Source organism: Pseudomonas sp. RIT357, assembly GCF_000632245.1.
GTDB lineage: Bacteria > Pseudomonadota > Gammaproteobacteria > Pseudomonadales > Pseudomonadaceae > Aquipseudomonas > Aquipseudomonas sivasensis.
The window spans coordinates 205,530-231,612 of the sequence record NZ_JFYX01000048.1 but is presented as its reverse complement, the minus strand read 5'-3'; the positions used below and the strand labels follow the sequence as shown (position 1 = coordinate 231,612).

Sequence of the window (26,083 nt, the reverse complement as noted above, 5' to 3'; positions counted from 1 at the left end):
GTCATCCTAGGCAGCAGCGCCGTGGGCGGGTTATCCGTTTTCAGCAGAGTTGCGTACGGCGCAGGGTCTGTGAAGGGGTTTCACCAAACAGGGTGCGATAGTCGCCGGAGAAGCGGCTCAAATGCCAGAACCCCCAGCGTGCCGCGACGTCCTGTACGTTCAGGGATTGGGTGCTCATTCGCAGTTCACGACGCACTGCATTGAGGCGCAACGCACGCAAATACGCCACCGGATTGATCCCCAGGGTTTCCTGGAAACAATATTGGAGTTTGCGCCGGCTGGCGCCGATGTGGTTACACAGGTCGAGGATCGACAACGGCTCGTCGAGGTGACTCAGCGCGTATTCCCGTGCGCGGTCGACCATCCTTTTGCGCGCGGTAGGGTTGAGCGGTGGCGCGTGATCCGGCGCAATCAGCTCCAGCACGTGCAGCATCACCGAATCCCGCAGGCCACGGCGGATCGAATCGTGGCCAAGCAACGCATCCCGCGCTTGCTCGTAGCCGGACAGTGCCTCGAACAGCGCCGCGAGTTCAGCCTGCACAGACGAGTCACCCAAGCGGTAACACTTGGGAAGATCGGTAATTCGAAAGTGGCTGCCCTGACGCTCCAGCACATGCTCAAGGACGTACTCGTCAATGGCCACACTGAGCAAATCCAGGTGTTGGGGAGTGTGCAACTCAGGAAGATGCTCACCGTGGGCGACCAACAGGCTTGGCTCATGGATCGGATGCCCCGAGCAATACACCGGGCCATCGGCACTCAAGGGGATGCTGAAGGTGATCGCGCCTTTCCACGCCATGCCACTTTTGATCATGGCCTGATTAGAGCGGTCGCGGGCCAATTGCATCCAGTCCGACCGGAACGCCACCAACTCTCCTTCAAAGGCCCCCGCAGACACTTGATCGTAGCGAACCTGCCAGCCGTGCATATTGCGAGCGTGCTCGTCGATATCGCGGGTCAGAAAACGTTGGAGCGCTGGCGCCCCTCGGGCAACCACCGCGGCCTCAGGTATCAGCACATTATTGTTGTTCATTGACCCAACCTTTTTCAGTTGCAAGGCTTACCGGTCAGGTACAAGGCAAGTTCCATTCCGAACTCAGGTGATGCGGCACATTTGTGCCGAAAACGGATAGCAATCGGTGCTGCGCGGGGCGAACACATTCACTTATTAACTAAATTTAACCCATCAAGGCTTTATGTTTTTCAGCTCGTTGAGCAAACCCAGCAGTTGCTCCATTTTTTCAGCGCCAAACTGTTCCTCGATTTTCTGGTAGTTGCTTTCCATGCCCTCACTCATAGAGACGAAGCACTGCTGGCCGCGTTCGGTGAGGGCGACGAACACGCGACGCTGATCCTGGCTGGACTTCTGCCGACGCACCAGGCCGTCACGCTCCAGGCGACTCAGCACGCCAGTCATGCTCGGTTTGAGAATGCATGCCTGCTGGGCGAGTTGATGGCTTTCAAGTTCCCCCTGCTGGCGCAGTATGCGAATGACGCGCCACTGTTGTTCAGTCAGTTCGTGCTGGTTCAGGGCGGGTCGGAAAAAAGCCATTGCGGCTTCACGGGCTTGCAGCAAGGTCAGGGTCAGCGAAGGTCGGGGGTTGGCCATATCGGCACCACTTGAGGGGGCGAGTCGGCAGCTTAGTGTCGCCGGCCTGTCCGTGCAAGCCGCGCGCAAGCCTGTGAAAAGTGCAATCGGTTCCGTGTAAAAGCCATTCTGTCGCACCGCTGCGCTGGTCATGCTGATCCGTACAAGATCAACAAGATCAAGGCGCAGTTCCCCATGCCTGTCTCAACGCAGCCCCAATTGTCGCTGGCGGTACTCCCCCGGAGTGAGCTGTGCGTAGCGCTGGAAAAACCGACTGAAGTAGGCCGGGTCCTTGAAGCCGAGCTGGTAGCAGATCTCGTTGGCGGAGCTGCCCGTGAACATCAGCAGCCGCTTGGCCTCCTGCATCAGCCGCTCCAGGATCAGGCGCTTGGACGGCAGGTCGGCGATGCGCCGGCACACATCGTTGAGTCGCGCCTCGGTCACCCCGATGCCTTGCGCATACCGGGACAAGGGCCAGTGTTGCTGGTAGTGCGCTTCGATCAGCTCGTTGAAACGGTGGAAAATCCTCAAGTCTTCGTGCCGCGCAGGCGTGGCTTTCAGCGAGTGGGAGCACAGCCGCAGCAGGCTGATCATGATCAAGCGCGTCAGGCTGTCCAGGGCCGCACTGTGCCCTGGGCGCTGGGCCTCGACCTCTGCACTGAGTTCCTCGAACAGAAAATCCAATCGACGGACCTCACTCGCGTCATGCAGGCCCAACTGCGCCAGCGCCACGCACGCGGCCGGGAGTTGCGCGCCCGCCGGCGCCAGGCTGGGATCAGCATCGATCAGTTGCCAGACCAGTTGCTGGCGCACCGTCAACACATGCCCGTCACTGTCGGCCTCGGTCACAAAGGAGTGCGGCACCGTGGGCGGCGTGAGAAAGAACATCGGCCCCGACTCGACGTATTGCTGGTCGTCCAGATACACCCGCACCGTACCGCTTTTCACGTAGTGAACCTGGAAGAACCGGTCGTGCCGGTGGATCGGCATATTGCGCCCGAAGAAACCCGCAAGGTTGGCCAGCCGGTCGTAGTGGACCTGCGCGTCGCTGTAGCGCTGGTCGTACACCTGGCCAATGTTGATGTTGGGAATGGGTTGTCGGTCGGTCATCGCACGCTACTCATTTTTATTCTGATTGCCGGGGTGCTGCCACGCTCATCCTGCACCGATTTGGGCAGCGCAACCACCGCGAGGACAGTGTGCCACGCTTGACGATAGTTAACATCTTAATTATAACTGTTAACACATTAACAATATTCAGAGCCTCCCCATGGCTCTGCCAGGAGAAAGCATGAGCCATGCCTTGCATGACGTCGCGACCGGCACTCTTTTTGGTGTGGCGCTCAACTACCAAGGGCTGCTGAAACAACGCCTCGCCGAATTCGAACAGCCGCCATATCAGAAGCCGCCGGTCAAACCGGTGCTGTTTATCAAGACGCCCAATACGCGCAATCAGCACGGTGCAGCGGTGGTGCATCCAGGCCAGGGCGAGCGCCTGCAACCCGGCCCCGCCCTGGGCGTGGTGATGGGCAAGAGCGCCAGCCGCGTCAGCCAGGGCGACGCGCTCGATTACGTTGCCGGATTCACCGTCATCAATGAATTCAGCCTGCCGGAAGACAGCTACTACCGCCCCGCCGTCAAAGCCAAATGCCGGGATGGCTTCTGTTCCGTCGGGCCCGAATTGATCCCTGCCGCCCAAGTCACTGACCCGCACAGCCTGGCGATCACGCTGTACGTCAACGGCGAGATTCGCCAGCAAAACACCACGGCTAACTTCGTGCGCAACATTCCTTTGCTCATCGCCGAAATCAGCGAGTTCATGACCCTGCACGCTGGCGATGTGTTGATCACTGGCACTCCGGAAGGTCGCGTGGATGTGCTGCCGGGTGACACCGTCGAAGTCGAAATCAGCGGTTTGGGCCGCCTCGTCAACCACGTCGTGGCCGAGTAACAGGAGCTTCCATGAAACACGCCCGTATCCAGTTTGAAGGCGAAGTGCACCTCGCCCATGTCGAAGACCACAACGCCGTGCGCCTGGCCGATGGCCGCCTGCTGGCCGAACATCAAGTGCAATGGCTGCCACCGGCCACAGGCAGCATGTTTGCCCTGGGCCTGAACTATGCCGATCACGCCGCCGAGATGGCGTTCACGCCGCCGACCGAGCCGCTGGCCTTCATTAAGTCTCCAGGCACTTACACCGGTCACAACCAAGTGACATGGCGCCCGGACAACGTCGCCTACATGCACTACGAGTGCGAGCTGGTGGCCGTCATTGGCAAGCCCGCGCGCAACGTCAAGCGCGAAGACGCCCTGGACTACGTGGCGGGCTACACGGTGTGCAACGACTACGCGATTCGCGACTACCTGGAAAACTACTACCGCCCCAACCTTCGGGTGAAAAACCGCGACGCCACCACGCCTGTCGGCCCGTGGATCGTCGATGTGGCCGATGTGCCGGACCCGAGCAACCTGACCCTGCGCACGTGGATCAACGGTGAACTGCGCCAGGAAGGCAGTACCAGAGACATGATTTTCGACATCCCCTACCTGATCGAATACCTGTCCAGCTTCATGACCTTGCAGCCCGGCGACATGATCGCCACCGGCACGCCGGAAGGCCTGGCCGACGTGGTGCCCGGTGATGAAGTGATCGTGGAAGTCGAAGGCGTCGGCCGCCTGGTCAATCGAATTGTCAGCGAAGCGGCGTTCTTCAACGCCCGTAAAGAGGCTTGAGCAGCATGATCAAACATTGGATCAACGGCCGTGAGGTCGAAAGTAAAGACGTGTTCGTCAACTACAACCCAGCCACCGGTGAAGCCATCGGCGAAGTCGCCAGCGGCGGTGCCGAGGAAGTCGCGCAAGCTGTGGCCGCCGCCAAGGAAGCCTTTCCCAAATGGGCTGGCACACCGGCCAAAGAGCGTGCGCGCTTGATGCGCAAGCTGGGCGAACTGATCGAACAGAACGTGCCGCACCTGGCCGAACTGGAAACCCTCGACACCGGCCTGCCGATTCACCAGACCAAAAACGTGCTGATCCCCCGCGCCTCGCACAACTTTGATTTCTTCGCCGAAGTCTGCACACGCATGGACGGGCACAGCTACCCGGTCGATGACCAGATGCTCAATTACACCCTGTACCAGCCAGTGGGTGTATGCGCGCTGGTCTCGCCGTGGAACGTGCCGTTCATGACGGCTACCTGGAAGACCGCGCCGTGCCTGGCGCTGGGTAATACTGCCGTGCTGAAAATGTCTGAATTGTCGCCATTGACCGCTAACGAACTGGGGCGCCTGGCCGTCGAAGCCGGCATCCCCAACGGCGTCTTGAACGTGATCCAAGGCTATGGCGCAACGGCGGGTGATGCGTTGGTGCGTCACCCGGACGTGCGCGCGATTTCCTTCACCGGCGGCACCGCCACCGGCAAGAAAATCATGCAGACCGCCGGCCTGAAAAAGTACTCCATGGAACTGGGCGGCAAGTCGCCGGTGCTGATCTTTGAAGATGCCGACCTGGAACGCGCCCTCGATGCCGCCCTGTTCACGATCTTCTCCCTCAATGGCGAGCGCTGCACCGCCGGCAGCCGCATCTTTATCCAGGAAAGCGTCTATCCGCAGTTCGTCGCCGAGTTTGCTGCGCGCGCCAAACGCTTGATCGTCGGCGACCCGCAAGACCCGAAAACCCAGGTCGGCTCGATGATCACCCAGGCCCACTACGACAAGGTCACCGGCTACATCAAGATCGGCCTCGAAGAAGGCGCCACCCTCCTCGCCGGCGGCCTCGAACGTCCGGCCAACTTGCCGGCGCACTTGAGCAAAGGCCAGTTCATCCAACCGACGGTGTTCGCTGACGTGAACAACAACATGCGTATTGCCCAGGAAGAAATCTTCGGCCCGGTGGTGTGCCTCATTCCCTTCAAGGACGAAGCCGAAGCCCTCAAACTGGCCAACGAAACCGACTATGGCCTGGCGTCGTACATCTGGACCCAGGACATCGGCAAGGCGCATCGTCTGGCCTATGGCATCGAAGCCGGGATGGTGTTCATCAACAGCCAGAACGTGCGCGACCTGCGTCAGCCGTTCGGCGGCGTGAAAGGCTCCGGCACCGGCCGTGAAGGCGGCCAGTACAGCTTCGAAGTGTTCGCCGAGATCAAGAATGTGTGCATCTCGATGGGCAGCCATCACATTCCACGCTGGGGCGTTTGAGTCACATCAGCCCCCTAAGACAACAACAATAATTTCAGGAGAATCATCATGGGCGAAGTCGTCCTGGCGGCGAAAATCTGCCACGTTCCCTCGATGTATTTATCGGAGCTGCCCGGCAAGCACCATGGCTGCCGTGAAGCAGCGATTGCCGGTCACAAAGAGATCGGCCGCCGCGCCCGCGAACTGGGCGCCGATACCGCCGTAGTGTTTGACGTGCACTGGCTGGTCAACAGCGCCTATCACGTCAACAGCGGTGAGCACTTCAAGGGCACCTACACCAGTAACGAGCTGCCGCACTTCATCAAGAACATGGACTACGAATACCCAGGCTGCCCGGAACTTGGCGAGTTGATCGCCGCCGAGGCCAATGCGGCCGACGTGCGTACCCTGGCCCACAACATCCCCAGCCTGGAGCTGGAATACGGCACCCTGGTACCGATGCGCTACATGCACATGGGCGTACCGGACGCGCAGAAATTCAATGTGGTATCGATTGCCGCCTGGTGTGCCTGGCATCGCCTGCAAGACAGCTTCACGTTCGGCGCCGCCGTGCGCCGGGCCATCGAGAAGAGCGACCGCAAAGTCGTGGTGCTGGCTTCCGGCTCACTGTCGCACCGGTTCTCCGACGACCGTAATGCCGAAGCCAATATCCATAACTGGACGCGCGAGTTCGACAAACAGGTCGACCTGCATGTGGTGGAGCTCTGGCGCCAAGGCCGCTGGAAAGAGTTCTGCGCGATGCTTCCGGACTACGCCGAACACTGCTTCGGCGAAGGCAAGATGCACGACACCGCGATGCTTCTCGGGTTACTCGGCGGGCCGGATTACGACAAGCCTGCCGAAATCATCACCGCCCCGTTCGGCAGCTCCGGCACCGGGCAGATCAACGCCATTTTCCCCGTTTGACCGTATGGCCGCACGGTGTCCCCGCGCGGTCTGAAGGAGCCGTCCATGCCCCACTTCATCGCTGAATACACCGACAACATCGAGCAGCAGGCGGATTTGCCTGCCCTGTTTGAAAAAGTCCATGCCACCCTGGGCGACAGCGGTGTGTTCCCGCTGGGCGGCATCCGCAGCAGAGGCGTGCGCCTGGATACCTGGCGCATGGCCGACGGCAAGCACGACTACGCCTTCGTGCACATGACGCTCAAGGTCGGCCATGGCCGCGACCTGGCGACCCGTCAGCAAGTCGTCGAACACCTCTTTGAGGTGATCACCGCGCACTTTGCCGAGCTTCAGGCCCAACGCCTGCTGGCCCTGTCGTTTGAAATGATCGAGCTGCACGAGCAGCTCAACTTCAAGCAGAACAACGTGCACGCCTTCCTCAAGGCCCAGCTGGGCTAGCACGCCCTGCCCGTTCACTCCATCGGCCTTCTCAGACAAAAAGTATAAAACCATGAGCATAGCCAATCTCGCCGACAGCCTCGGCAGCGTCGCCCGCGACCGCACCCACAGCACCATCACCTGGCGGCTGATGCCGCTGTTGTTGATCTGCTACCTCTTTGCCCACCTCGACCGCATCAACATCGGCTTCGCCAAGATGCAGATGAGCGCCGACCTGAATTTCAGCGACACGGTCTACGGCTTCGGCGCCGGTCTGTTCTTTGTCGCTTACGCGCTGTTCGGCGTACCGAGCAACATGGCCCTGGACCGTGTGGGTCCCAGGCGCTGGATCGCCACGTTGATGGTGGTGTGGGGCGCGCTGTCGACCTGCATGTTCATGGTCGACAGCGCCACGGGCTTCTATGTGCTGCGCTTTTTGCTCGGAGTGGCCGAGGCGGGTTTCTTCCCAGGCATCCTGGTCTTCCTCAACCGTTGGTACCCGGCTGGTCGGCGTGCGCAAGTCACCGCCTTGTTTGCGATTGCGGTGCCCATGGCCGGGGTGATTGGAGGGCCACTGTCGGGCGGCATTCTTGAGCACTTCCATGACCTGGGCAGCCTGCGCGGCTGGCAGTGGATGTTTGTCATCGAGGGCGCGCCGGTCATCCTGCTCGGGCTGGTGGTGCTCAAGTGCCTGCCGGACAGTTTCGAGACCGTTACCTGGCTGACGCCCGCGCAGAAGCAACAACTGCGCGAACAACTGACGAAGGAAGAACAGCGCAAATCGATCACCTCGTTCTCCGCGATTCTGCGTAACCCGCAAGTCTGGCTGTTGGTGGCGGTGTATTTCGCGGTGATGCTGGCGGTCAACACCCTGGCGTTCTGGATGCCAACACTGATCCACGGCGCCGGGGTCGGCAGCGACGGCAAGGTCGGACTACTCAGTGCAGTGCCGTATCTGGCGGGTTGCTTTTTCATGATCGGCTGCGGGCGTTCGTCGGATCGCCAGCGTGAACGCCGCTGGCACCTGTGCGTGCCGTTGCTGATGGCGGCCGCCGGTATTGCCATCGCCGGGCTCGCTCCGGCCAACCCGACCCTGGTGCTGAGCGGCCTGATCCTCGCCGGCATGGGCGCCAGCGCGGCATTGCCGATGTTCTGGCAGTTACCTCCGGCGTTTCTCTCCAACACCACTCAGGCCGCCGGCATCGCCTTGATCAGTTCCTTCGGCAGCATCGCGTCTTTCTTTGCGCCCTATCTGATTGGCTGGATGCGCGACACCACCCACAGCGCCAGCCTGGCCCTTTACGCCCTGGCGCTGCTTATTGCACTCGGTGGCCTGCTGGTGCTGCGCACACAGGCCGCCATCGTCAACCCTCACTGAGAGACCTTTGTCATGCTTGATCAACAGCTCATCCAGCAAGCCGCCGCCCGTCTTGACCAGGCCGAAAGGTCACGGGAACAGGTGCGCCAGTTTTCCCTGGAGCACCCGACGATCACGATCGAAGACGCCTACGCCATCCAGCGCGCCTGGGTCGCCCAAAAGATCAAGGACGGGCGCAAGCTGGTCGGCCACAAGATCGGCCTGACCTCCCGCGCCATGCAAGTGTCGTCCAACATCACCGAGCCGGATTACGGCGCGCTGCTCGATGACATGTTCTTCGATGAAGGCACCGACATCCCCTTCGAGCGCTTTATCGTGCCGAGGGTCGAGGTGGAGTTGGCGTTCATCCTGGGCAAACCGCTTAAAGGCCCGAATGTGACGGTGTTCGATGTGCTGGACGCCACCGAGTGGGTGATCCCGGCGCTGGAGATCATCGATGCGCGTATCCAACAGGTCGACCCGCACACCAACGCCACCCGCAAGGTGTTTGACACCATCTCCGACAATGCCGCCAACGCGGGCGTGGTCATGGGCGGACGCGCCGTGCGCCCCACTGAAATCGACCTGCGCAAAGTGCCGGCAGTGCTCTACCGCAATGGTGTGATCGAAGAATCCGGCGTATCGGCCGCCGTGCTCAATCACCCGGCCAAGGGCGTGGCCTGGCTCGCCAATAAACTCGCCGCGTATGACGTGACCCTGCAACCTGGGCAAATCATCCTCGGCGGTTCCTTCACCCGGCCGGTGGCGGCCAACCCTGGCGATACCTTTCATGTCGACTACGACATGCTTGGCTCGATTGCCTGCCGCTTCGTTTAACAGGAGATCGCTCGATGGACATGCCTATCAACACCTTCAAGCAACGCCTGCACAGCGGTGAGGCCCAGATCGGCCTGTGGTTGGGTTTATCCGATGCCTATTGCGCAGAACTGGCCGCCAACGCCGGGTTTGACTGGCTGCTGATCGACGGCGAACACGCGCCCAACGACCTGCGCGGCATGCTCGGCCAGCTCCAGGCCGTGGCGCCCTACCCCAGCCACCCGGTGATCCGCCCGGTCATCGGTGACACCGCGCTGATCAAACAAGTGCTCGATATCGGCGTACAAACCTTGCTGGTGCCCATGGTGGAAAGCGCAGCGCAGGCACGGGAACTGGTCAAGGCGATCCACTACCCGCCCAACGGCGTGCGCGGCGTCGGCAGCGCTCTGGCACGGGCATCGCGCTGGAACAGCATCCCCGATTACCTCGACAAAGCCGACGAGCAGATGTGCTTGCTGGTGCAGATCGAAAGCCGTGAAGGCCTGGACAACCTGGATGCGATTGCGGCGGTAGAGGGCGTGGATGGTGTGTTTATCGGCCCGGCGGACCTGAGCGCCTCGATGGGTTTTCGCGGCAACCCCGGCCATCCTGACGTGCAGGCGGCGATTGAACACGCCATCGCCCGTATCCGCAGCGCCGGCAAGGCCGCCGGCATCCTCAGCGCCGACCAGACTTTGGCGCGGCGTTACATCGAACTGGGCGCGGCGTTCGTCGCAGTGGGCGTCGACACCACCGTGCTGATGCGCGGATTGCAAAGCCTCGCGGCGGCCTTCAAAGATGCACCGGCGCCCACAAGCACTGCCGGTGCTATCTACTGACGCTGCGGTATTCGCGTTTGCTTTGGCTACGCCGTCAAACACGCTGGCCGAACACAGGCTTGAATCCGTGGGCAACCCGGCAGGACGCCGGGTTAGCCCTATCAACGCTTGAGCGTCTTCAGCTCATTGAGCAACGCCAGCAACGTCTGCAACTTCTCCTCACCAAAGCCCGCCTGCAAGCGCTGATAATTCGCCTCCATGCACTGACTCATCGAGGCAAAACACGCCTGACCTTTGTCGGCCAACCGCACCAGCACACGCCGCTGGTCCTGCTGCGCCTTGCGCCGTTCAACCATGCCAGCGGCCTCCATACGAACCAGCACACCGGTCATGCTCGGTTTGAGGATGCACGCAAGCTCCGCCAGACGATTAATCTCCAGCTCATCGTGCTGGCTCAGGATGCGAATGACCCGCCATTGCTGCTCGGTCAAACCGTGTTGGTTAAGCGAAGGACGAAAAAACCCCATGGCGGCTTCACGCGCTTGGAGCAAAGTAAGGGTCAGGGATTGGCGCGGTTTGGGCATGGGTGCAGGCGTCGCAATTAGTTAACAGATTAACAACATTCTAGCACCCGCGACTGATCACCGTGTGCCGCTTTACCGCCTGGCCGGCTCCAGGGTGGACAGTGGCAGCCAGGGTCAAGACCGACGGCACACAGAATCAAGACACCTACCGCTCGGAAGGCAGTTAATAGACCCCAACAGGCACAGAGCATCTTGTCGGCTCTGCAGTGAGTTCCCCTTCACTTTTCCAGGCTGCGCCATGATCAATATCGAAACGCCGACCTACTACTCGGCAACCAAAAAATACAACCTCAGTTTCCCAACCCTCGAACAGGACGTGGAAGCGGATGTGGTAGTGATTGGCGGCGGTTTCTCCGGCATCAACACCGCGCTGGAACTCGCTGAAAAAGGCATCACCAACATTGTGGTGCTCGAAGCGCGCTACCTGGGCTTTGGTGGCACGGGTCGCAACGGCGGGCAGATCATGGCGGGGATCGGCCATGACTTGGAGAAGATCAAGCAACAAGTCGGCGACGAAGGCCTGCGCCAGATTTTTGAAATCAGCGAGCTGGGCGCCGGGATCATCAAGGACCGCATCGCCAAATACTCGATTGACGCCGACTTCTGCCACGGCTACGGCTACATGGGCTTCAACGCCCGCCAGGAAAAAACCCTGCGCGCCTGGGAGAAAGACTTCAAGTCGATCAATACCAAAGACGAAATCCGCTTTATGGCAGGGTCCGAGGTCAAGCAGATCATCGGTTCCGACGCCTATACCAGCGCGCTGCTGCACATGGGCGGCGGCCACGTGCACTCGCTCAATCTGCTGCTGGGCGAAGCCAAGGCACTGGCCGGCCATGGCGTGCGCATCTTTGAGCACAGCCCGGCCCTGGACGTCAGTCATGGCGAGCGCATCACGGTGCGCACCGGCCGCGGCTCGGTCAAGGCGTCCAAGTTGCTGTGGGCCTGCGACAGTTTCCTCAACAAGCTGGAACCGGAACTGCACAAGACGACCGTTAACACCTACGCCTTTCAGTTGATGACCGAACCGTTGTCGGACGAGATGATCCATCGCATCAGCCCGATACGCGGCGCCTACAGCGATATTCGGCCGGTGATCGACTACTACCGCGTCACCAATGAAAACCGCCTGCTGTTCGGTGCCGCCACGCCGTTTGTCGAGCACATCCCGCTGGACCTCAAAGCCTGGAACCGCAACCTGATGCTGAAGATTTTCCCGTACCTCAAGGACGTGAAGATCGACCTGGCGTGGGGCGGGCCGATGGCGACCGGGGCCAACCTGTTTCCGCAGATCGGCACCCTCAGTGGTCGCCCCAACGCCTTCTATGTGCAGGGTTACGCCGGCTTTGGCGTCACGCCCAGCCACATCATCTGCAAGGTCCTGGCCGAAGGCATGAGCGAGGGTTCATCGCGCTATGACCTGATCAGCTCGGTCAAGCATGCGCAGATCCTGGGCAAGGACCATATCCGCCCACTGCTGCTGACCGCCGGTAAAAGCCTTCATCAACTGTCGGGTTACTTCAACGGTCGCCGTTGATGCCCACCGTTTCATTCTCAGGAGAACTGCCATGCCCGTTACGACGCTCAAGAAAGACATCCAATTATCGGACCTCGATGCCTGGGGCACCGTCGCCGACCTTGGTTCCGAGATCCTCGAAGGTGAAGTCAACGCCTTCGGCAAAATGACCTTTGGCGCACCGACCGACCCGGTCAGCAGTGCCTATTTCGGCACCACCCAAGGCAAGTTCCGCATGGTCTATCCGTTCGCCGAACAGGCCACCGTGGTCACCGGCGAAGTGGTATTGACCGATGAAAGCACCGGCCAGAGCAGCCGTTACAAAGCCGGCGACAGCTGGTTCGTGACCAAGGGCACGCCGGTGCTGTGGGAGATTGTGAGCGAGAGCTTTGTGAAGCACTATTTCGCGGTTGTTTGATGGCTCTGCCTGCCGGCTTCGGTCGGCAGCATTTTCTCCGGCGCAGGTGACCGACCATGCACGCCATCCCCGCTCAGGAAGTCGCCGGCCATTGCCTGCAGGCTTTCACCCAGCTCGTCCCCGCCAGCCAGGCCGCGTTTTATTGTGTCGATCGCCAACTCCAAGCCCGCGATTTCCAACTGCAAGGCATGAGTGGCGAGATGCACCGCGACTACCTGGACAACTACCGGCAATTCGACCCGTTGCAGCCGCGCAATTGCCTGTCCACCGGGCTGGCCGTGGTGCCGCTGGGTTTGGCCATGGCCCGCCAACCCCAGCGTGACAGCCGCCGCTATCGCGACTTCCTGCAGCGCTACGGTGTAATCGATGTGGTGGAGATCGTTGCCCATCGCGCCGACCAACCCCAGGCGGCCATCTCGTTACTGCGCACTGCCGAACAAGGCGCCTTCACCCCCGACCAATTGGCGCAGCTCACTGCCTTGCAGGCCCTGCTGCAAATGGCAGTGGCCAATATGCAGCCCTGTGAGGATGCATTCGCCGCCTTCACGCCCAAGGAGCGCCAGATCGCGTGGTTATTGCGTCAAGGCGCGAGCAACAAGCAACTGGCCCTGGAACTGGACGTGGGCCTGCCCACCATCAAGACCCACCTGATCCACCTGTTCCGCAAGGCGGGCGTGAGCAGCCGCACCGAACTGGTGGCGGCGCTGTTTCTGTAGCGGGCTCAACCCTTCGGTTGATAGGCGCGCGCCCTGCTCCACCTCATGCTCCGGGTTGTCCATTCAACCCACCGGAGCCATGCAATGACCACCCCATCCGACTGGATCACCGTAGGCGCCCTCGCCGACGGTTTCGCCCCCGCAGCGTTCATCCTGCCCAACCTCGCCGACCTCAACGGCAAAACCTTCACCCTGCACTTTGCCAACGGCTGGCAGATCGAGCATCGCTTTGAAGCCGACGCGCTGCACTGGCACGCCGCCGACGGCCACTCCAGCGGTTCGGCCGCGTACCGTGCTACATCGGTGCGACCGGGGCTGTACCTGGTCGATTTCATCAAACACGAAGCCAGCCAGGCGTGGTCGATCAGCCTGGTGCTGGACACCGCCACCTCGTCGTTCACCGCCGTGATCGGCCGCATGCCGCGCCGCGAGCACACCGAAGAAGGCCTCTACAGCCGCGCCCTGGCCGGCAAAGCGTTGACCTCGGTTGAGGTGGATTTCCTCCACGGCAGCCTGGACCAACCCTGGCAACCCGGCCATTGCCCCCACGCGCCGACCCAGGAGCTGACCGGCTTGCGCAACCTGTACCGCTACAGCCCGAGCGAAGTCTACGAGCACATCTACCTGAACGATCAGTTCTACGCCTGGCAATGCATCAAGGGCGTGGAGCAAGGCCTGTGCGATACCGACCGCTGCCACTACTACAAGATCGCCGACCAGTTGTACCTGTTTGTCTGGCGCGAAAAGATCATCCCGACCTTGGGCCTGGTATTGATCGACCTGCAACAGCACCGAAGCGACGGCAAGATCTTCGGCTATGCCGACGCGTCCTTTGCTGAGCTGTCGAACTTTCCGGTCAGTTCCTACTGCCAGGTACTCAACCGCACGGAGTATCCCGATGCCTGATCCACGCACCGTCGTCATCACGGGCGCCGGCACCGGCATCGGCGCTGCCTGCGCCAGGCTGTACGCCGCCGAAGGGGCCAATCTGGTCCTGATCGGCCGGCGTCGTGAGCCGTTGGAGCAGGTAGCGGCCCAAACCGGTGGCCTGATCCTGGTCGGCGATGCGGCCTGCCCGGACACCTGGGAAGGCTTTATCGCGCAGATTCGCGCGCGCCATGGCCGCCTTGATGTATTGCTGGCGTGTGCCGGTGGGCATGGCGTGGGCAGTGCCAGCCAAACCAGCCCGGCCAGTTGGGAAGCCGCGTTGCGCAGTAACCTGGACAGCGCGTTTTACAGCGCCCGGGCTTGCCTGCCGCTGCTGATCGAAAGCGCCGGCAATATCGTGCTGCTCGGCTCCATCGCCTCCCTGGCCGCCGGGCCTGAAGTCTGCGGCTACACCACCGCCAAGCATGCGCTGCTCGGGCTTAACCGCTCGCTGGCACGGGACTATGGGCCGCGTGGGGTACGGGTAAACGCGGTGTGCCCCGGCTGGGTTACCACGCCGATGGCCGATCAGGAAATGCAGCCGTTGATGGAGGCTTACGGCGACACGTTGCAGCAAGCCTATGTCCGCGTATGCGCCGACGTACCGTTGCGCCGCCCCGCCAGCGCCGACGAAATCGCCAAGGTGTGCCGCTTCCTCGCCAGCCCTGACGCCTCAATCATCACCGGCGCAAGCGTGGTCGCCGACGGCGGTTCGAGCATCGTGGATGTGCCGACGCTGGCCTATGCCCATATGGAGAACGCCCATGCCTGAAGATTTAAATTTCAGCGGCAAAACCGTGCTGGTCACCGGCGGCGCCCAAGGCATCGGCCAGGCCATTGTCGAGGCGTTTGCCTGGCGCGGCGCGCGCGTGATGATCGCCGACCTGCGCCTGGCGCAAGCCCAAGCGCTGGCCGAAGCGCTGCGCGTGCGAGGCTGTCAGGTCGAAGCCATGGAACTTGATCTGGCTGACGCCGCCGCCGTGTTCGACGGTATCAAGGCCATAGACCTGGACTGGGGCCGCCTGGATGTCCTGGTGCACAACGCCGGCTATTTCCCGCTGACACCCTTCGCGCAGATCACCCCCGCCGTCCTGGAACGCACCCTGGCGGTCAACCTCTGCGCATTGTTCTGGCTGACCCAGGCCGCCTTGCCCATGTTTCAGCGCCAGGGCGGTGGCTGTGTGTTGGTCACGTCATCGGTCACCGGGCCACGGGTTGCCTATCCGGGCCTCAGTCACTACGCGGCGTCCAAAGCCGGGGTCAACGGTTTTATCCGCAACACAGCGCTGGAGTTGGCCTGCGACGGAGTGCGGGTCAATGGCGTCGAGCCAGGGATGATCGCCACGCCGGCCATGGGCAATCTGGGCGACGAACAAGTCAACGCAGACATCGCCAGCCGCGTTCCTCTGGGTCGACTCGGCGCCCCGGAAGATATTGCCGCAGCCATGTTGTTTCTGGCGTCTGACCTGGCCGCCTACATCACTGGCCAAACCCTCGTGGTGGATGGCGGATCGACGTTACCTGAGGTGAAATAACCTCTGTGTCTCTGTAAACCGAATCAACTGCGGGAGGGGCTTACCCCCTCCCACAGGTTGATCTAGCGCTCGGCCCTTTCGAGCATCGACAGTGAGTCACCGAACACCCGCGACAACGCCGCTAGGCGTTTGACGTACCCCTGAGCCGTCGAATAAATCAACTCCACATGCAAGCTGTCGACAATCCCCAGATAGGCATCACAAAACACCTCAAGCGCCTCGGGCTCTACCCGGCTGTATCGCCTCCGCGCTGCATGCTGAAAACCCTCGCGTATGCAGGCCAGATACCCCTCGAATCCCGCCGTGATCACGCTGCGAATCCGCGCCGGCGGAAAGTACGCCGTACGCAACAGAAAGCGCAGATGCGCAGAGCCTTCATAGCGGCCGATCAAGCGCTCAAGGTGCAAATAACCCGGCATCCCCGTGTACCCGGCCTCGTCCTGAAAGCACCCAGCGATAGAGTGGTGTTCATGGTCCAGGGCAATCTGGAAGACCGTCTGAAACAGCGCATCCTTGCTCACAAAGTGCGCATACAACGACGCCTTGCGCATACCCGCCCCCACCGCGATATCGTTCAGCGACGAGGCGTCATACCCATGATCGGCAAAGTGTTCGACCGCCACCGCACAAATGTTACTGGCCGACAGACTGAGCGCTTTCATTGATCGATGGACAACCTACGCCGCACCGACCGCTTGCTGCAGATGGGTCGAACGAAAGTCCTTGGGCGACAGCTCGAATTGCTTCTTGAACGAGCGACTAAAGTGAGCCGAATCGGTGAACCCCCACTTATAGGCAATCGAGGTGATCGACTCACTCTTGAGGAACGGGTTGGTCAGGTCATCCGCGCTACGCTTTAGCCGCGCCCGCTGGATGTAGCGGCAGACGCTGTCGTCCTGTTCTTCAAACAGGCGGTACAAGTGTCGCACCGAGATGTTCAGCCGATTGGCCAGGCCCACGGGGCTCAGGCCCGGCTGGGTCAGGGACTCATCAATAACTTTCTGCACATAGCTGCGCAGGTTGCTGCCGTGCAACGAGGCGGTGCTGTCACCTTGGGTGTCATGCGCGTCAAACGCCGAGCCCAGCAAGGAGACAAAGGCCGCCTGCAGTGCCTGCGCCTCTTCCTCTGAATCCTGGCCGTCCAGCCCTTCCCTGCACAGTTGGTCCATCAACACATGGAGCATCCGCCCACAGGCTTTACTCGACGAGATCTTGCCGAAGGTTTTCGAGGCGTTGCCCAGCTGTTTGCACACTGCGTTGCGCGAAAGAGACAGGGATGCATGTTCAATCAGGCCGAAGGGGCTGATTTCGATTGAACCGGTGGAATCCATCAGCAGCATGTCACCGGGGGCCAACTGGATGACCTCGTCGTTCTGGGTGATCTGGCAATAGCCGCTGCGCTGGCTGACGAGGAAGCAATGCTGGTCAATGTCGTGATCGGCGTTGGGCCGTGGGCGCTTGATCAGGCCGGCATTGGTCCGCAGGGAGGCCAGTGAGAGGCAGCCACGGGAGAGCGTGGAGACTTCACCGATGAACAGCGAACGGTTGAAGGCCAGTTCAGTGTCGAAATGGCCACAGGCCGCTCGCAAATCCTGAGTCCAGGTGTCCAATCCAGTGTGCGCAGATTGATAGGTGCTCATGGCAACTCCACAGTGGCTTCTTGTTTTTGTTGGCCAATAGTTAACATGTTATCTATATAGGCGCAACAAGTACGTAGTGCTGACTGTGGAAGCAGTAATGATGCCAAGTCGCCAAAAATCAGAGCGCGCCCAGCACCCGGTGTAACCCCGCCAGAACATCGAACAAAGCCCCTCGTTGCGCGCCGCTCAAGGCGATGTAGCGACGAAACGCTGGCATGCGGTTGACCACTTCGCTGCCGCCCATATGTTCAAGCCGAACGTGCCACTGCTGGCCGTCCAGTGCGATGCACAGGCGCTTGAAGTCGAGCGCCATCAACGCTTGATGCAGGGCTTGATCCTGCGTCAACGCAGCCTCAAGCCTGGACAGCAAGCTCGGCGTACCAGCGCGTTGCCGACATGCCAGCCCGGTGCGCCGAATCGACCCGCGGTGGTGCAGCTCGAAGCGTGCATTGCCCTGCTCTGAGGCGGGCACGTTGACCATGAATTCGGTCATGACCAAGTGCATCAGCAACTGCGATTCGGTGCGCTCGCCAACCGCCACCTGCACGTCGCTATCGCCCAAACCGAACACTGCGCTTGTCGGCCCCGTCGAGGTAAAACTCGCCAGGCCAAGGTTGCGTCGCAGGTACTCAAGCGTGACGCCGGGACGATAACCGGCCGGGGCCCGTTTGGCACTGAACAGCTCAGACAGCTTTTGCAACATGCTCGATATACCCAGGGTGAGGGTTGCCAGGCTCATGGGAAAACTCCTTGGCCAGCACGTCTTCTACCGACGCTGGCTTGAATGGATTGACCTTCTGCACCACCAGTGTCCAGAACAGCGCATAGCTCGCGGTGATCCCAAGCATCACGCCAAACGGCACATAAATGTCGGCGGGGTTCATGCCCGGTGGGGTGATGAACCACATGCCCAGCAAGATGCCGACGCTGGACAGGATCTGCGGCAACGGGAAAAACGGCGAGCGATAGGCCCGTGGCAGATCAGGGCGACGAATCCGCAGGATCACCACCGACAGCGTCACCAGCAGGTAGGAGAAACTCCACGCACACACCGCCGCCAGCACCAGGTGCATGATGTTATCGGTGTTGCCACCCAGCCACAGGGCATACAGGCACGGGATCAGCATCGCCACGAGGATGCACAGCAGTGGCGTCTTGAAGCGCGGGTGCAAGTAGGTGAACACCTTGGGCAACGCACCGTCCACCGCCATGCCATAGAGAATCCGCGGTACACCGGCCATCAACGTGTTGATGGTGGCGGCGCCCGCGAACAGAAAACCGATCCCCAGCCACAGCGGGCCTACCTGGCCCATGACCTGCTCGGCAAACTTGGGAATCGCCATCGGCGTGTCGAGCAGGTGCACGCCCGACGCGGTGTCCAGCAGCACGTTTTCGACCTGGCGCTTCATCGCCGCGCCATAGATAAACATGCAGGTTGCCACGCTCAGCAATCCAAGAATCATCGCCTTGGGCATGACCTTGGCCGAGTTGCGAAGGTCCGGGGCCAACGGTGTAACGAACTCGCAACCGACGAACATGAACATGGCCATGCCCACCAGCGACAGAATGGTGATCAGGTCGGTACCCACCAGCGACACACCAAACCACCCCTCCAACTGCACCGCCGGTGCGGCGATCAGGCCCATCACGCCAAACACCATCAGCGTGGTCCACATGCCGAAGGTCAGGATGATCTCGGCCCGGCCAAAAGCACTGACGCCGAAAGCATTGAGAATGCCGAACACCACCACGAACCCGACCCCCAGCAACCAGGAGCCGCCGGCCGACTCCGCCAGGGTATTGAGGTGCTCGAAGTTCACCAGGGCCATGACCCCGGACAGAATGGTCTCGGCCGTGCCCGCGAACACGTGCACGATCAGGTACGCCGACAAAGTGCCGGTGATCGCGAAGAATCGACCCATGCCGCAATTGATGTAGTCGTAGACCGAACCGGTGGTCGGCAGGATCGAAGCCGCCTCGGCAAAGGTAGTCGCCTGGGCCAGCATCATCACCACTGCGATCAGCATGGCCACCGCAAAGGCGCTGCCGCCGATCCCGAAACCCATGGTCGCGGTAAGAATCACCGGGCTGGCCATGATCAGGCCAATGGTGCTGGCCAGCGCGGTTGGAAAGCCGACGCTGCCTCGTTTCAAATGCTGCGTGAGCCGGTCATTGATCGACATGGTGCGGATCCTCGAAAGCGGATTTCTTAGTGGATGCATCGAGCCCTACAGGGAGCCGGCGATAACGCCCTCCCCAACCAGTCCCTGATCAAAACGGCATCGAGCGAAATCACTGTGCGCCCATGACCTATCGAGCGTCTTGCCCATGTCTGCCGTCACTTTTGTTGCTGCCTGCCACGGGCAAAGTAAACAGATAACTCAAATTGATCAGGTGTAACACCCATAAAATGTGGGAGAGGGCTTGCCCCCGATAGCGGTGGATCAGCCATCACATCAGTGACTGACACACTGCCATCGGGGGCAAGCCCCCTCCCACATTTGACCGACTGCGTCTGCCCGCTCGGTGAACGGCTCACCACCTATAGCGCCAGCCCTGCAACATTTCAGATCGGCTTACACTCACACGCCCATCAGCATTGGCTGATCAACTGCTTAAGCACGGCCTTGAACGTTTCGACCTGAGCTTGGCTGAACTCGGCAAACACCTTTTCCTGCTGCTCCCGTGCAATCGCCCACAGATCTTCGGTTTGCTCGACACCGGCAGCGGTCAGATGCACGCCCTGCTCATCATCATCCACCAACCCCTTGCGCTTGAGGTTGGCCACCGCGTCGTCGATCTCCCGCACCGGCATCGCGACTTCCCGCAGCAGGTCGCCGGGGCTCAGGCGGGCGTCGTTCTCCAGCACCATCAACATCCTCGCCTCGTTGGTGCGCAGGCCGGTGGACAGCTGTCGGGGTTGGTAGCTGGATTGGTAGGCGCGCACCGCCTGGGTCATCAAGTAGTAGAGGTTGTGGCGCAGGCGCCCCTGGAAATGGCTGCTCGGCGGCTGGCTTTCGTCACGCTTGGTCATGCGGGTATGGGGCAAGACCATGGAATAGGCACCCTGATGGTAGAGCAGCGGCGCACGGCCAAAATCGTCGAAGGCCACCACCTTGCCGATCATGATCCAGTGATCGCCGCCGTCCACTTGTTGGTAGTTCTCGCAGTGAAAGCGCGCCGCACAATCGGCAAATACTGGCGCGCCACCCTCTCCCGGTTCGTATTCGATCTCAGCGAAGCGATCGTCCTTGGGCCGCGCAAAATTGTTCGACAGGTCGATCTGGTCCGCCGCCAGCACGTTGACGGCGAAATGGCTGGCCTGCTCGAACACCTCATGGCTGTTGGAGCGTTTGTCGATGCTCCACAGCACCAGCGGTGGGTCAAGGGACACCGAATTAAAGCTGTTGGCGGTAACGCCCACCTTGCGCCCGGAGGCGTCAGCGGCGGTGACCACGGTGACGCCCGTGGCGAAGTTGCCCAGGGCGCGGCGAAAGGCCCGTGGATCGAAGGTCGATTCAGACATGCAAGACTCCCGGACTGCGTCATGCGCAGCCCCTATTGTTGTTTTCAAAAGCGGGTTCAGATCATGCTCGGATCGGGCTCCAGGCCCATCAGCTCACGCCCGAGGATCTGTGCACAGACGTCGTAGTCGGTGTAGGCATGGGCGCCGGTCATGTGCGAATCGCGGAACAGGCGCTGCATCTCGTTATGTTCAAACCAGGCATTGCCGCCAGCGGCTTCGAACAGGCGGTCCACCGCCTGGATGCACATCTTGGTGGCGTAGGCTTGGTTGGTGCGCCAGAACGCCAGGGTTTCGCGGCTTGGGTAGCGTTGCTGCTCACTGTGCTCGGCGTGTTCGGCCCAGGTCTTTTCCAGGAACGCTCGCGCGGCACCCACCTGGTGCGTCGACTCGGCCAGCCGCATCAGCGCCGGGGTGGCGGCACCGACTGCGGCACCGGTGTAGGCGCGCACTCGCGTCTTGGTCTTTTCGCGGAACACTTCCAGCATCCGCTCGGCGACGCCCAGGCTCACGGTGGAAAAACCGCTGGCGAAATAGGGTCGATACGGCGAGTAGAACACCTTGCTGTCGGGGTACAAGCCGAAGCCTGCGGACTTGCCTTCCATCATGTCCTTGGCCTTCTGGATGCGGTGCTCCGGCACCCTGGCCTTGTCGATGATCAAGGTCTTGGTGCCGCTGCCTTTCATGCCCGCCGCAAACCAGTCATCGCGGATCTGATAGTCACTGCGCGGCAGCACCGCAAAGCAGTAATCCTGAGTGCCCTCGGCATTGGGCCGACGGAATCCGACAATCGCCCATTCGGCGTGATCGCAGCCGCTGCTCCAACCCATCTCACCGCTGAACAGCACGCCACCCTCAACCTCTTCGGTGCGACCGAACGGCGCGATACTGCTGCTGGCCGTGGCATTCGGGTCCAAACCCCAGACTTCCTGCTGCAATTGGGCAGAAAACAGTGCCAGTTGATGGCTGTGCGTACACAGCAGGCTCATGGCCCAGGCCGTGCTGGCGCAGGCTCCGGCGAGCAACGCGATGCAGTCGGCAAACTGTGGCAGCGACAACTCCATGCCACCGAACGCCTTGGGCTGGAACGCACGGTGCAGGCCGATGCCTTTGAGCAGCGCAATATTCTCGGCGGGCACCTTGCGATCCTGCTCGGCCTGAAAGGCATTGGCGGCAATGGTCGGCAAGACGGACTTGAGGTCTTCGAGGAGCGGGTTTGGCTTTTTCATGGATGGCCCTGCTTATTATTGGGTGTCCGGGCAACCCCAAAAAGCGAGGCGTGGCGCCGGATGCAGGGCCAGTATGGAGCGCAGTTTGCCGGCCGAACATGCACCTTCCAGAGTCAAGATTGTACTTTTCAAAGGCTCAGGCTGATCCGTCGCGCACAGGCGTTGGCAGCCACAGACATGCCACTCGGCAGCCAGAGTCAAGCCCGTTCCGGCCACTGCAATTAACCTCGGGCTTTTCAATGTCTGCCACCAGGAAAAACCCATGAGCGATATTCCACTGCTGCCCCAGGTTGAAGCCTTCCTCCGTCGAAACCATACGTTGTTCATCGATGGTGGCTACGTCGAGAGCCATTCGAGCCAGCGGTTGGAGGTGATCAACCCGGCGACCGGCCAGGTCATCGCCGATGTCGCCGACGCCGACCAGGCCGACATCGACGCAGCCGTGGCGTCGGCGAGCAGAGGCTTCAAGCAGTGGTCGCAGGTCGCACCGGCGGTGCGCGGCAATGTACTGCTCAAGCTGGCCGACCTGCTGGAGCAACACCGCGAAGAACTGGCACAGATCGAAACCTGCCAGTCGGGCAAGATCATCCAGATTTCCCGTGCTTTCGAAGTCGACCAGGCCGCGCATTTCCTGCGTTACTACGCCGGCTGGGCTACCAAGATCAGCGGCCAGACCATCACCCCGTCGCTGCCCTCCTTCGCCGGCGAGCGCTACACAGCGTTCACCCTGCGCGAACCGGTCGGGGTGGTGGTCGGCATCGTGCCGTGGAATTTCTCGACCATGATCGCCATCTGGAAACTCGCCTCGGCGCTGGTGACCGGTTGCAGCATCATCATCAAGCCCAGCGAGTTCACGCCGCTGACCATCCTGCGCATCGCCGAGCTGGCGATTGACGCCGGCCTTCCCGCCGGTGCGCTGAACGTATTGACCGGCGGCGGCAGCGTAGGCAAAGGCCTGATCGAACACCCCGGTACCGACAAGGTGTCGTTCACCGGCTCCGTGCCGACCGGGATTGCGGTGGGCCAGAGTGCCATGGGCGCCGGACTGACCCGGGCCACCCTTGAGCTGGGCGGGAAAAACTCGGCCGGGTTCCTGCGCGATGTGGACCTGGACAAGGCCGTCAACGGCATCATCGAAGCGGGCTTTTTGCACTCCGGGCAAATCTGCGCCGCCGCCGAACGCTTCTTTGTGCACCGTTCGCAGATCGAAGCAGTCATGGGCAAACTGGCCCAGCGCCTGAGCGCGCTGAACATCGGCTCGCCCCTGGATGAGCGCACCGAATTCGGCCCGGTCACCAACCGCCAGCACCAACTCAAACTCGGCGAGTTCTTCGCCAAAGCCCGCGCCGAAAACAACAGCATCATTCACGGTGGCAACTTGATCGACCGTCCTGGCTGTTACGTCGAACCGACGATCATCCTCGCCAACAACGTCAACGACACCCTGCTCAACGAAGAGACCTTCGGCCCCATTGCCACGTTCTTGCCGTACGACAGCGAAGAAGAACTGCTGGCCTTGATGAACAACACGCCCTACGGCTTGAGCGCCAGCCTCTGGACCAACGACTTGGGCAAGGCCCTGCGCATGGTGCCCGCCATCGAGGCCGGCACGGTGTGGGTGAACATGCACACGATGCTCGACCCGGCGGTGCCGTTTGGCGGCAACAAATCCTCAGGTGTGGGTCGTGAGTTTGGCGGCGCCTTTATCGAGGATTACACCGAGCTGAAGTCAGTGATGATTCGTTACTGAAAACTCTTTATTGGATCCACTGGAGCATATCGACCGATAATCGCCCAACAAAATATCAATACAAGATTGACTCTCCATCCTACGGCCCATTTAATGGATCCATTAAATAAAAATAATCCGTTGCCTGGAGAGTCATCATGTACCCCAAGAACACGTGGTATGTCGCCTGCACCCCCGATGAAATCGCGCACAAGCCCCTGGGTCGTCAGATCTGCGGCGAAAAAATGGTGTTTTATCGTGGCCAGGAAGGCGCCGTGGTGGCGGTCGAGGACTTCTGCCCCCATCGCGGTGCGCCGCTGTCGCTGGGTTATGTCGAGAACGGCAACCTGGTCTGCGGCTACCACGGCCTTGTCATGGGCGGCGACGGCAAGACCGTGGAAATGCCCGGTCAGCGGGTACGCGGCTTTCCGTGCAACAAAACCTTTGCCGCGGTTGAACGCTACGGCTTCATTTGGGTGTGGCCCGGCGATCAGGCCCAGGCCGACCCGGCGCTGATCCACCACTTGGAATGGGCCGTGAGTGACCAATGGGCCTATGGCGGCGGGCTGTTTGACATCCAGTGCGACTACCGCCTGATGATCGACAACCTGATGGACCTGACCCACGAAACCTACGTGCACGCCTCCAGCATCGGCCAGAAGGAAATCGACGAAGCGCCGCCCGTGACCACGGTGGACGGCGATGAGGTCGTCACTGCCCGGCACATGGAAAACATCATGGCCCCGCCGTTCTGGCGCATGGCCTTGCGTGGCAACAACCTGGCCGATGACGTGCCGGTAGACCGCTGGCAGATCTGCCGCTTCACCCCGCCCAGCCATGTGCTGATCGAGGTCGGCGTGGCCCACGCCGGCAAGGGTGGCTATAACGCCGCCCCCGAGCATAAGGCTGCGAGCATTGTGGTCGACTTCATCACCCCGCAAACCGAGACCTCGATCTGGTACTTCTGGGGCATGGCGCGCAACTTCAACCCCCACGATGAGGCACTGACCGCAAGCATTCGCGAGGGCCAGGGCAAGATTTTCAGCGAAGACCTGGAAATGCTCGAACGCCAGCAACAGAACCTGCTGGCCCATCCGCAGCGCAACCTGCTCAAGTTGAATATCGACGCGGGTGGCGTGCAGTCACGCAAGATCCTGGAGCGACTGATTGCCAAGGAACGCGCCCTCGAACCGCAACTGATCGCCACCACCACCGCCTGAACAGCACGACAACTTTGCGAGGACTGAACATGATCGATGTGGTGGTGGTATCCCGTAACAATGAAGCCCAGGACATTTGCAGCTATGAACTGGCCAGTGTCGATGGCCAGCCGCTGCCGGCCTTCAGTGCCGGCGCGCATATTGACGTGCACCTGCCCGACGGGGTGATCCGGCAATATTCCCTGTGCAATCACCCCGAAGAACGTCATCGCTACCTGATCGGCGTGCTCAAGGACCCGACCTCCCGGGGTGGCTCGCGCAGCTTGCACGAGCAGGTTCACGAGGGCGCACACCTGACCATCAGCGAACCCCGCAACCTATTTCCCTTGGTCCACGATGCGCGTCGCAGCCTGCTGTTTGCCGGTGGCATCGGCATCACTCCGATCCTGTGCATGGCCGAACGCCTGGCCCATGCGGGGGCCGACTTCGAACTGCATTACTGCGCCCGCGCCAGCGAGCGTGCGGCGTTTGTGCAGCGACTCAAGGCGTCGCCGTTTGCAGAGCGAGTGTTCCTGCATTTCGATGAGCAGCCGCACACGGCCTTGAATGCTGCCGAGGTGCTGGCGGCGCCCGCCGACGACGTACACCTGTATGTCTGCGGCCCTGGCGGGTTCATGCAGCATGTACTCGACAGCGCACGCGCACAGGGCTGGCAGGAAGACTGCCTGCACCGCGAATACTTTAGTGCGGCACCGGTGGACAGCAGCCTCGACGGCGGCTTTTCGGTGAAGCTCGGCAGCAGCGGCCAGGTCTTCGAAATTCCCGCCGACAAGACCGTGGTCCAGGTCCTGGAAAGCCACGGTATCGAGATTGCGGTGTCCTGCGAACAGGGGATTTGCGGCACCTGCCTGACCCGCGTACTGGAAGGCATACCGGAGCACCGCGATCTGTTTCTCACCGAGCAGGAGCAGGCGCTGAATGATCAGTTCACGCCCTGCTGTTCGCGGGCGAAAACGCCCTTGCTGGTACTCGATATCTAACCGG

27 protein-coding genes are annotated in these 26,083 nt (G+C 61.2%); 17 read left to right on the top strand and 10 right to left on the bottom strand.

Annotation, left to right across the window (positions count from 1 at the left end):
• Positions 1-40: 40 nt before the first annotated feature.
• The 3 genes from BW43_RS01625 to hpaA all read right to left on the bottom strand — a co-directional run bounded on the left by BW43_RS01625 (position 41) and on the right by hpaA (position 2,698).
• Positions 41-1,033 (bottom strand): helix-turn-helix domain-containing protein, encoded by a 993-nt coding sequence (locus BW43_RS01625; RefSeq protein WP_032891395.1) that lies wholly within the window; start codon positions 1,031-1,033, stop codon positions 41-43.
• 153 nt (positions 1,034-1,186) lie between these two features.
• The gene (gene hpaR, locus BW43_RS0127850) at positions 1,187-1,609 is read right to left on the bottom strand and encodes a homoprotocatechuate degradation operon regulator HpaR (RefSeq protein ID WP_032891392.1); all 423 of its coding nucleotides are present in this window, start codon (positions 1,607-1,609) and stop codon (positions 1,187-1,189) included.
• Positions 1,610-1,792: 183 nt separating this feature from the next.
• Positions 1,793-2,698: a 4-hydroxyphenylacetate catabolism regulatory protein HpaA gene (gene hpaA, locus BW43_RS01630; protein ID WP_032891391.1), complete on the bottom strand. Its 906-nt coding sequence runs from the start codon at positions 2,696-2,698 to the stop codon at positions 1,793-1,795.
• Positions 2,699-2,879: 181 nt separating this feature from the next.
• Here hpaA and BW43_RS01635 point away from each other — a divergent pair, with 181 nt between their 5' ends.
• From BW43_RS01635 to hpaI, 8 genes are read left to right on the top strand one after another with little or no spacing between them, the layout of a single operon-like run.
• Positions 2,880-3,539, top strand: coding sequence for a fumarylacetoacetate hydrolase family protein (locus BW43_RS01635; RefSeq protein ID WP_032891390.1), 660 nt, complete (start codon positions 2,880-2,882; stop codon positions 3,537-3,539).
• A gap of 11 nt (positions 3,540-3,550) precedes the next feature.
• Complete coding sequence (locus BW43_RS01640) at positions 3,551-4,321, top strand: fumarylacetoacetate hydrolase family protein (protein ID WP_032891389.1); 771 nt, start codon at positions 3,551-3,553, stop codon at positions 4,319-4,321.
• A gap of 5 nt (positions 4,322-4,326) precedes the next feature.
• The gene (hpaE, locus tag BW43_RS01645; protein ID WP_032891388.1) at positions 4,327-5,787 is read left to right on the top strand and encodes a 5-carboxymethyl-2-hydroxymuconate semialdehyde dehydrogenase; all 1,461 of its coding nucleotides are present in this window, start codon (positions 4,327-4,329) and stop codon (positions 5,785-5,787) included.
• A 48-nt stretch (positions 5,788-5,835) separates the two neighbouring features.
• Positions 5,836-6,693 carry a 3,4-dihydroxyphenylacetate 2,3-dioxygenase gene (gene hpaD, locus BW43_RS01650; protein ID WP_032891387.1) on the top strand — a complete coding sequence of 286 codons (858 nt, stop codon included), beginning with the start codon at positions 5,836-5,838 and terminating at the stop codon, positions 6,691-6,693.
• Between the two features lie 45 nt (positions 6,694-6,738).
• Positions 6,739-7,131, top strand: a complete 393-nt coding sequence (locus tag BW43_RS01655) for a 5-carboxymethyl-2-hydroxymuconate Delta-isomerase (RefSeq protein ID WP_032891386.1) — start codon at positions 6,739-6,741, stop codon at positions 7,129-7,131.
• A gap of 52 nt (positions 7,132-7,183) precedes the next feature.
• A complete protein-coding gene (locus tag BW43_RS01660; RefSeq protein ID WP_032891385.1) occupies positions 7,184-8,488 on the top strand; it encodes an MFS transporter in 1,305 nt (434 codons plus the stop codon).
• Positions 8,489-8,500: 12 nt separating this feature from the next.
• Positions 8,501-9,304 (top strand): 2-oxo-hept-4-ene-1,7-dioate hydratase, encoded by an 804-nt coding sequence (gene hpaH, locus BW43_RS01665; RefSeq protein ID WP_032891384.1) that lies wholly within the window; start codon positions 8,501-8,503, stop codon positions 9,302-9,304.
• A gap of 14 nt (positions 9,305-9,318) precedes the next feature.
• Entirely contained in the window at positions 9,319-10,122 is an 804-nt protein-coding gene (gene hpaI, locus BW43_RS01670) for a 4-hydroxy-2-oxoheptanedioate aldolase (RefSeq protein WP_032891383.1), read from the top strand.
• Between the two features lie 101 nt (positions 10,123-10,223).
• On the opposite strand, the gene hpaR (BW43_RS01675) is transcribed toward hpaI, so the two are convergent.
• A complete protein-coding gene (hpaR, locus tag BW43_RS01675; protein WP_032891381.1) occupies positions 10,224-10,646 on the bottom strand; it encodes a homoprotocatechuate degradation operon regulator HpaR in 423 nt (140 codons plus the stop codon).
• 238 nt (positions 10,647-10,884) lie between these two features.
• On the opposite strand from hpaR (BW43_RS01675), the gene BW43_RS01680 reads away from it, so the two are divergent.
• The 6 genes from BW43_RS01680 (at position 10,885) to BW43_RS01705 (ending at position 15,758) form a co-directional block, all read left to right on the top strand.
• A complete protein-coding gene (locus tag BW43_RS01680; protein WP_032891380.1) occupies positions 10,885-12,183 on the top strand; it encodes an FAD-binding oxidoreductase in 1,299 nt (432 codons plus the stop codon).
• A 31-nt stretch (positions 12,184-12,214) separates the two neighbouring features.
• Positions 12,215-12,580, top strand: a complete 366-nt coding sequence (locus BW43_RS01685) for a cupin domain-containing protein (protein ID WP_032891378.1) — start codon at positions 12,215-12,217, stop codon at positions 12,578-12,580.
• 56 nt (positions 12,581-12,636) lie between these two features.
• On the top strand, positions 12,637-13,296 hold the full coding sequence (locus BW43_RS01690; RefSeq protein ID WP_032891377.1) for a LuxR C-terminal-related transcriptional regulator: 660 nt from the start codon (positions 12,637-12,639) through the stop codon (positions 13,294-13,296).
• An 84-nt stretch (positions 13,297-13,380) separates the two neighbouring features.
• Entirely contained in the window at positions 13,381-14,202 is an 822-nt protein-coding gene (locus tag BW43_RS01695; RefSeq protein WP_032891374.1) for a molybdenum cofactor biosynthesis F family protein, read from the top strand.
• Positions 14,195-14,995 carry an SDR family NAD(P)-dependent oxidoreductase gene (locus BW43_RS01700; RefSeq protein ID WP_032891372.1) on the top strand — a complete coding sequence of 267 codons (801 nt, stop codon included), beginning with the start codon at positions 14,195-14,197 and terminating at the stop codon, positions 14,993-14,995. Before BW43_RS01695 ends, BW43_RS01700 begins: the two co-directional genes overlap by 8 nt.
• Positions 14,988-15,758 (top strand): SDR family oxidoreductase, encoded by a 771-nt coding sequence (locus tag BW43_RS01705; protein WP_032891370.1) that lies wholly within the window; start codon positions 14,988-14,990, stop codon positions 15,756-15,758. Before BW43_RS01700 ends, BW43_RS01705 begins: the two co-directional genes overlap by 8 nt.
• Before the next feature lie 62 nt (positions 15,759-15,820).
• Here the strand turns inward: BW43_RS01705 and BW43_RS01710 are convergent, their stop codons facing one another.
• From BW43_RS01710 to BW43_RS01735, 6 genes are all read right to left on the bottom strand, one after another.
• Positions 15,821-16,420 carry a TetR/AcrR family transcriptional regulator gene (locus BW43_RS01710; protein WP_032891369.1) on the bottom strand — a complete coding sequence of 200 codons (600 nt, stop codon included), beginning with the start codon at positions 16,418-16,420 and terminating at the stop codon, positions 15,821-15,823.
• A 15-nt stretch (positions 16,421-16,435) separates the two neighbouring features.
• Complete coding sequence (feaR, locus tag BW43_RS01715; RefSeq protein ID WP_032891368.1) at positions 16,436-17,398, bottom strand: transcriptional regulator FeaR; 963 nt, start codon at positions 17,396-17,398, stop codon at positions 16,436-16,438.
• Between the two features lie 118 nt (positions 17,399-17,516).
• Entirely contained in the window at positions 17,517-18,101 is a 585-nt protein-coding gene (locus BW43_RS01720; protein ID WP_032891510.1) for a DUF3156 family protein, read from the bottom strand.
• Positions 18,082-19,581 (bottom strand): APC family permease, encoded by a 1,500-nt coding sequence (locus tag BW43_RS01725; protein ID WP_032891367.1) that lies wholly within the window; start codon positions 19,579-19,581, stop codon positions 18,082-18,084. Before BW43_RS01725 ends, BW43_RS01720 begins: the two co-directional genes overlap by 20 nt.
• 410 nt (positions 19,582-19,991) lie before the next feature.
• On the bottom strand, positions 19,992-20,924 hold the full coding sequence (locus BW43_RS01730; RefSeq protein ID WP_032891366.1) for a p-hydroxyphenylacetate 3-hydroxylase reductase component: 933 nt from the start codon (positions 20,922-20,924) through the stop codon (positions 19,992-19,994).
• 56 nt (positions 20,925-20,980) lie between these two features.
• Positions 20,981-22,150 (bottom strand): p-hydroxyphenylacetate 3-hydroxylase oxygenase component, encoded by a 1,170-nt coding sequence (locus BW43_RS01735; protein WP_032891364.1) that lies wholly within the window; start codon positions 22,148-22,150, stop codon positions 20,981-20,983.
• A 262-nt stretch (positions 22,151-22,412) separates the two neighbouring features.
• Between BW43_RS01735 and BW43_RS01740 the strand changes: the two genes are divergently transcribed.
• The 3 genes from BW43_RS01740 to BW43_RS01750 all read left to right on the top strand — a co-directional run bounded on the left by BW43_RS01740 (position 22,413) and on the right by BW43_RS01750 (position 26,079).
• Positions 22,413-23,900, top strand: coding sequence for an aldehyde dehydrogenase family protein (locus BW43_RS01740; RefSeq protein WP_032891363.1), 1,488 nt, complete (start codon positions 22,413-22,415; stop codon positions 23,898-23,900).
• A 137-nt stretch (positions 23,901-24,037) separates the two neighbouring features.
• Positions 24,038-25,099: an aromatic ring-hydroxylating dioxygenase subunit alpha gene (locus BW43_RS01745; protein ID WP_027603468.1), complete on the top strand. Its 1,062-nt coding sequence runs from the start codon at positions 24,038-24,040 to the stop codon at positions 25,097-25,099.
• Positions 25,100-25,128: 29 nt separating this feature from the next.
• Positions 25,129-26,079, top strand: a complete 951-nt coding sequence (locus BW43_RS01750) for a PDR/VanB family oxidoreductase (protein ID WP_032891362.1) — start codon at positions 25,129-25,131, stop codon at positions 26,077-26,079.
• Positions 26,080-26,083: the final 4 nt, after the last annotated feature.

What these genes read in the sequence shown, in the direction of transcription:
- BW43_RS01730 (WP_032891366.1), bottom strand. Translation starts at nt 20,924, where the DNA reads ATGTCTGAATCGACCTTCGATCCACGGGCCTTTCGCCGCGCCCTGGGC.
- hpaI (WP_032891383.1), top strand. Translation starts at nt 9,319, where the DNA reads ATGGACATGCCTATCAACACCTTCAAGCAACGCCTGCACAGCGGTGAG.
- feaR (WP_032891368.1), bottom strand. Translation starts at nt 17,398, where the DNA reads ATGAGCACCTATCAATCTGCGCACACTGGATTGGACACCTGGACTCAG.
- BW43_RS01660 (WP_032891385.1), top strand. Translation starts at nt 7,184, where the DNA reads ATGAGCATAGCCAATCTCGCCGACAGCCTCGGCAGCGTCGCCCGCGAC.
- BW43_RS01710 (WP_032891369.1), bottom strand. Translation starts at nt 16,420, where the DNA reads ATGAAAGCGCTCAGTCTGTCGGCCAGTAACATTTGTGCGGTGGCGGTC.
- hpaD (WP_032891387.1), top strand. Translation starts at nt 5,836, where the DNA reads ATGGGCGAAGTCGTCCTGGCGGCGAAAATCTGCCACGTTCCCTCGATG.
- hpaR (WP_032891381.1), bottom strand. Translation starts at nt 10,646, where the DNA reads ATGCCCAAACCGCGCCAATCCCTGACCCTTACTTTGCTCCAAGCGCGT.
- BW43_RS01700 (WP_032891372.1), top strand. Translation starts at nt 14,195, where the DNA reads ATGCCTGATCCACGCACCGTCGTCATCACGGGCGCCGGCACCGGCATC.
- hpaH (WP_032891384.1), top strand. Translation starts at nt 8,501, where the DNA reads ATGCTTGATCAACAGCTCATCCAGCAAGCCGCCGCCCGTCTTGACCAG.
- BW43_RS01745 (WP_027603468.1), top strand. Translation starts at nt 24,038, where the DNA reads ATGTACCCCAAGAACACGTGGTATGTCGCCTGCACCCCCGATGAAATC.
- hpaR (WP_032891392.1), bottom strand. Translation starts at nt 1,609, where the DNA reads ATGGCCAACCCCCGACCTTCGCTGACCCTGACCTTGCTGCAAGCCCGT.
- BW43_RS01680 (WP_032891380.1), top strand. Translation starts at nt 10,885, where the DNA reads ATGATCAATATCGAAACGCCGACCTACTACTCGGCAACCAAAAAATAC.
- BW43_RS01740 (WP_032891363.1), top strand. Translation starts at nt 22,413, where the DNA reads ATGAGCGATATTCCACTGCTGCCCCAGGTTGAAGCCTTCCTCCGTCGA.
- BW43_RS01655 (WP_032891386.1), top strand. Translation starts at nt 6,739, where the DNA reads ATGCCCCACTTCATCGCTGAATACACCGACAACATCGAGCAGCAGGCG.
- BW43_RS01640 (WP_032891389.1), top strand. Translation starts at nt 3,551, where the DNA reads ATGAAACACGCCCGTATCCAGTTTGAAGGCGAAGTGCACCTCGCCCAT.
- hpaE (WP_032891388.1), top strand. Translation starts at nt 4,327, where the DNA reads ATGATCAAACATTGGATCAACGGCCGTGAGGTCGAAAGTAAAGACGTG.
- BW43_RS01635 (WP_032891390.1), top strand. Translation starts at nt 2,880, where the DNA reads ATGAGCCATGCCTTGCATGACGTCGCGACCGGCACTCTTTTTGGTGTG.
- BW43_RS01750 (WP_032891362.1), top strand. Translation starts at nt 25,129, where the DNA reads ATGATCGATGTGGTGGTGGTATCCCGTAACAATGAAGCCCAGGACATT.
- BW43_RS01690 (WP_032891377.1), top strand. Translation starts at nt 12,637, where the DNA reads ATGCACGCCATCCCCGCTCAGGAAGTCGCCGGCCATTGCCTGCAGGCT.
- hpaA (WP_032891391.1), bottom strand. Translation starts at nt 2,698, where the DNA reads ATGACCGACCGACAACCCATTCCCAACATCAACATTGGCCAGGTGTAC.
- BW43_RS01720 (WP_032891510.1), bottom strand. Translation starts at nt 18,101, where the DNA reads ATGTTGCAAAAGCTGTCTGAGCTGTTCAGTGCCAAACGGGCCCCGGCC.
- BW43_RS01735 (WP_032891364.1), bottom strand. Translation starts at nt 22,150, where the DNA reads ATGAAAAAGCCAAACCCGCTCCTCGAAGACCTCAAGTCCGTCTTGCCG.
- BW43_RS01705 (WP_032891370.1), top strand. Translation starts at nt 14,988, where the DNA reads ATGCCTGAAGATTTAAATTTCAGCGGCAAAACCGTGCTGGTCACCGGC.
- BW43_RS01695 (WP_032891374.1), top strand. Translation starts at nt 13,381, where the DNA reads ATGACCACCCCATCCGACTGGATCACCGTAGGCGCCCTCGCCGACGGT.
- BW43_RS01725 (WP_032891367.1), bottom strand. Translation starts at nt 19,581, where the DNA reads ATGTCGATCAATGACCGGCTCACGCAGCATTTGAAACGAGGCAGCGTC.
- BW43_RS01625 (WP_032891395.1), bottom strand. Translation starts at nt 1,033, where the DNA reads ATGAACAACAATAATGTGCTGATACCTGAGGCCGCGGTGGTTGCCCGA.
- BW43_RS01685 (WP_032891378.1), top strand. Translation starts at nt 12,215, where the DNA reads ATGCCCGTTACGACGCTCAAGAAAGACATCCAATTATCGGACCTCGAT.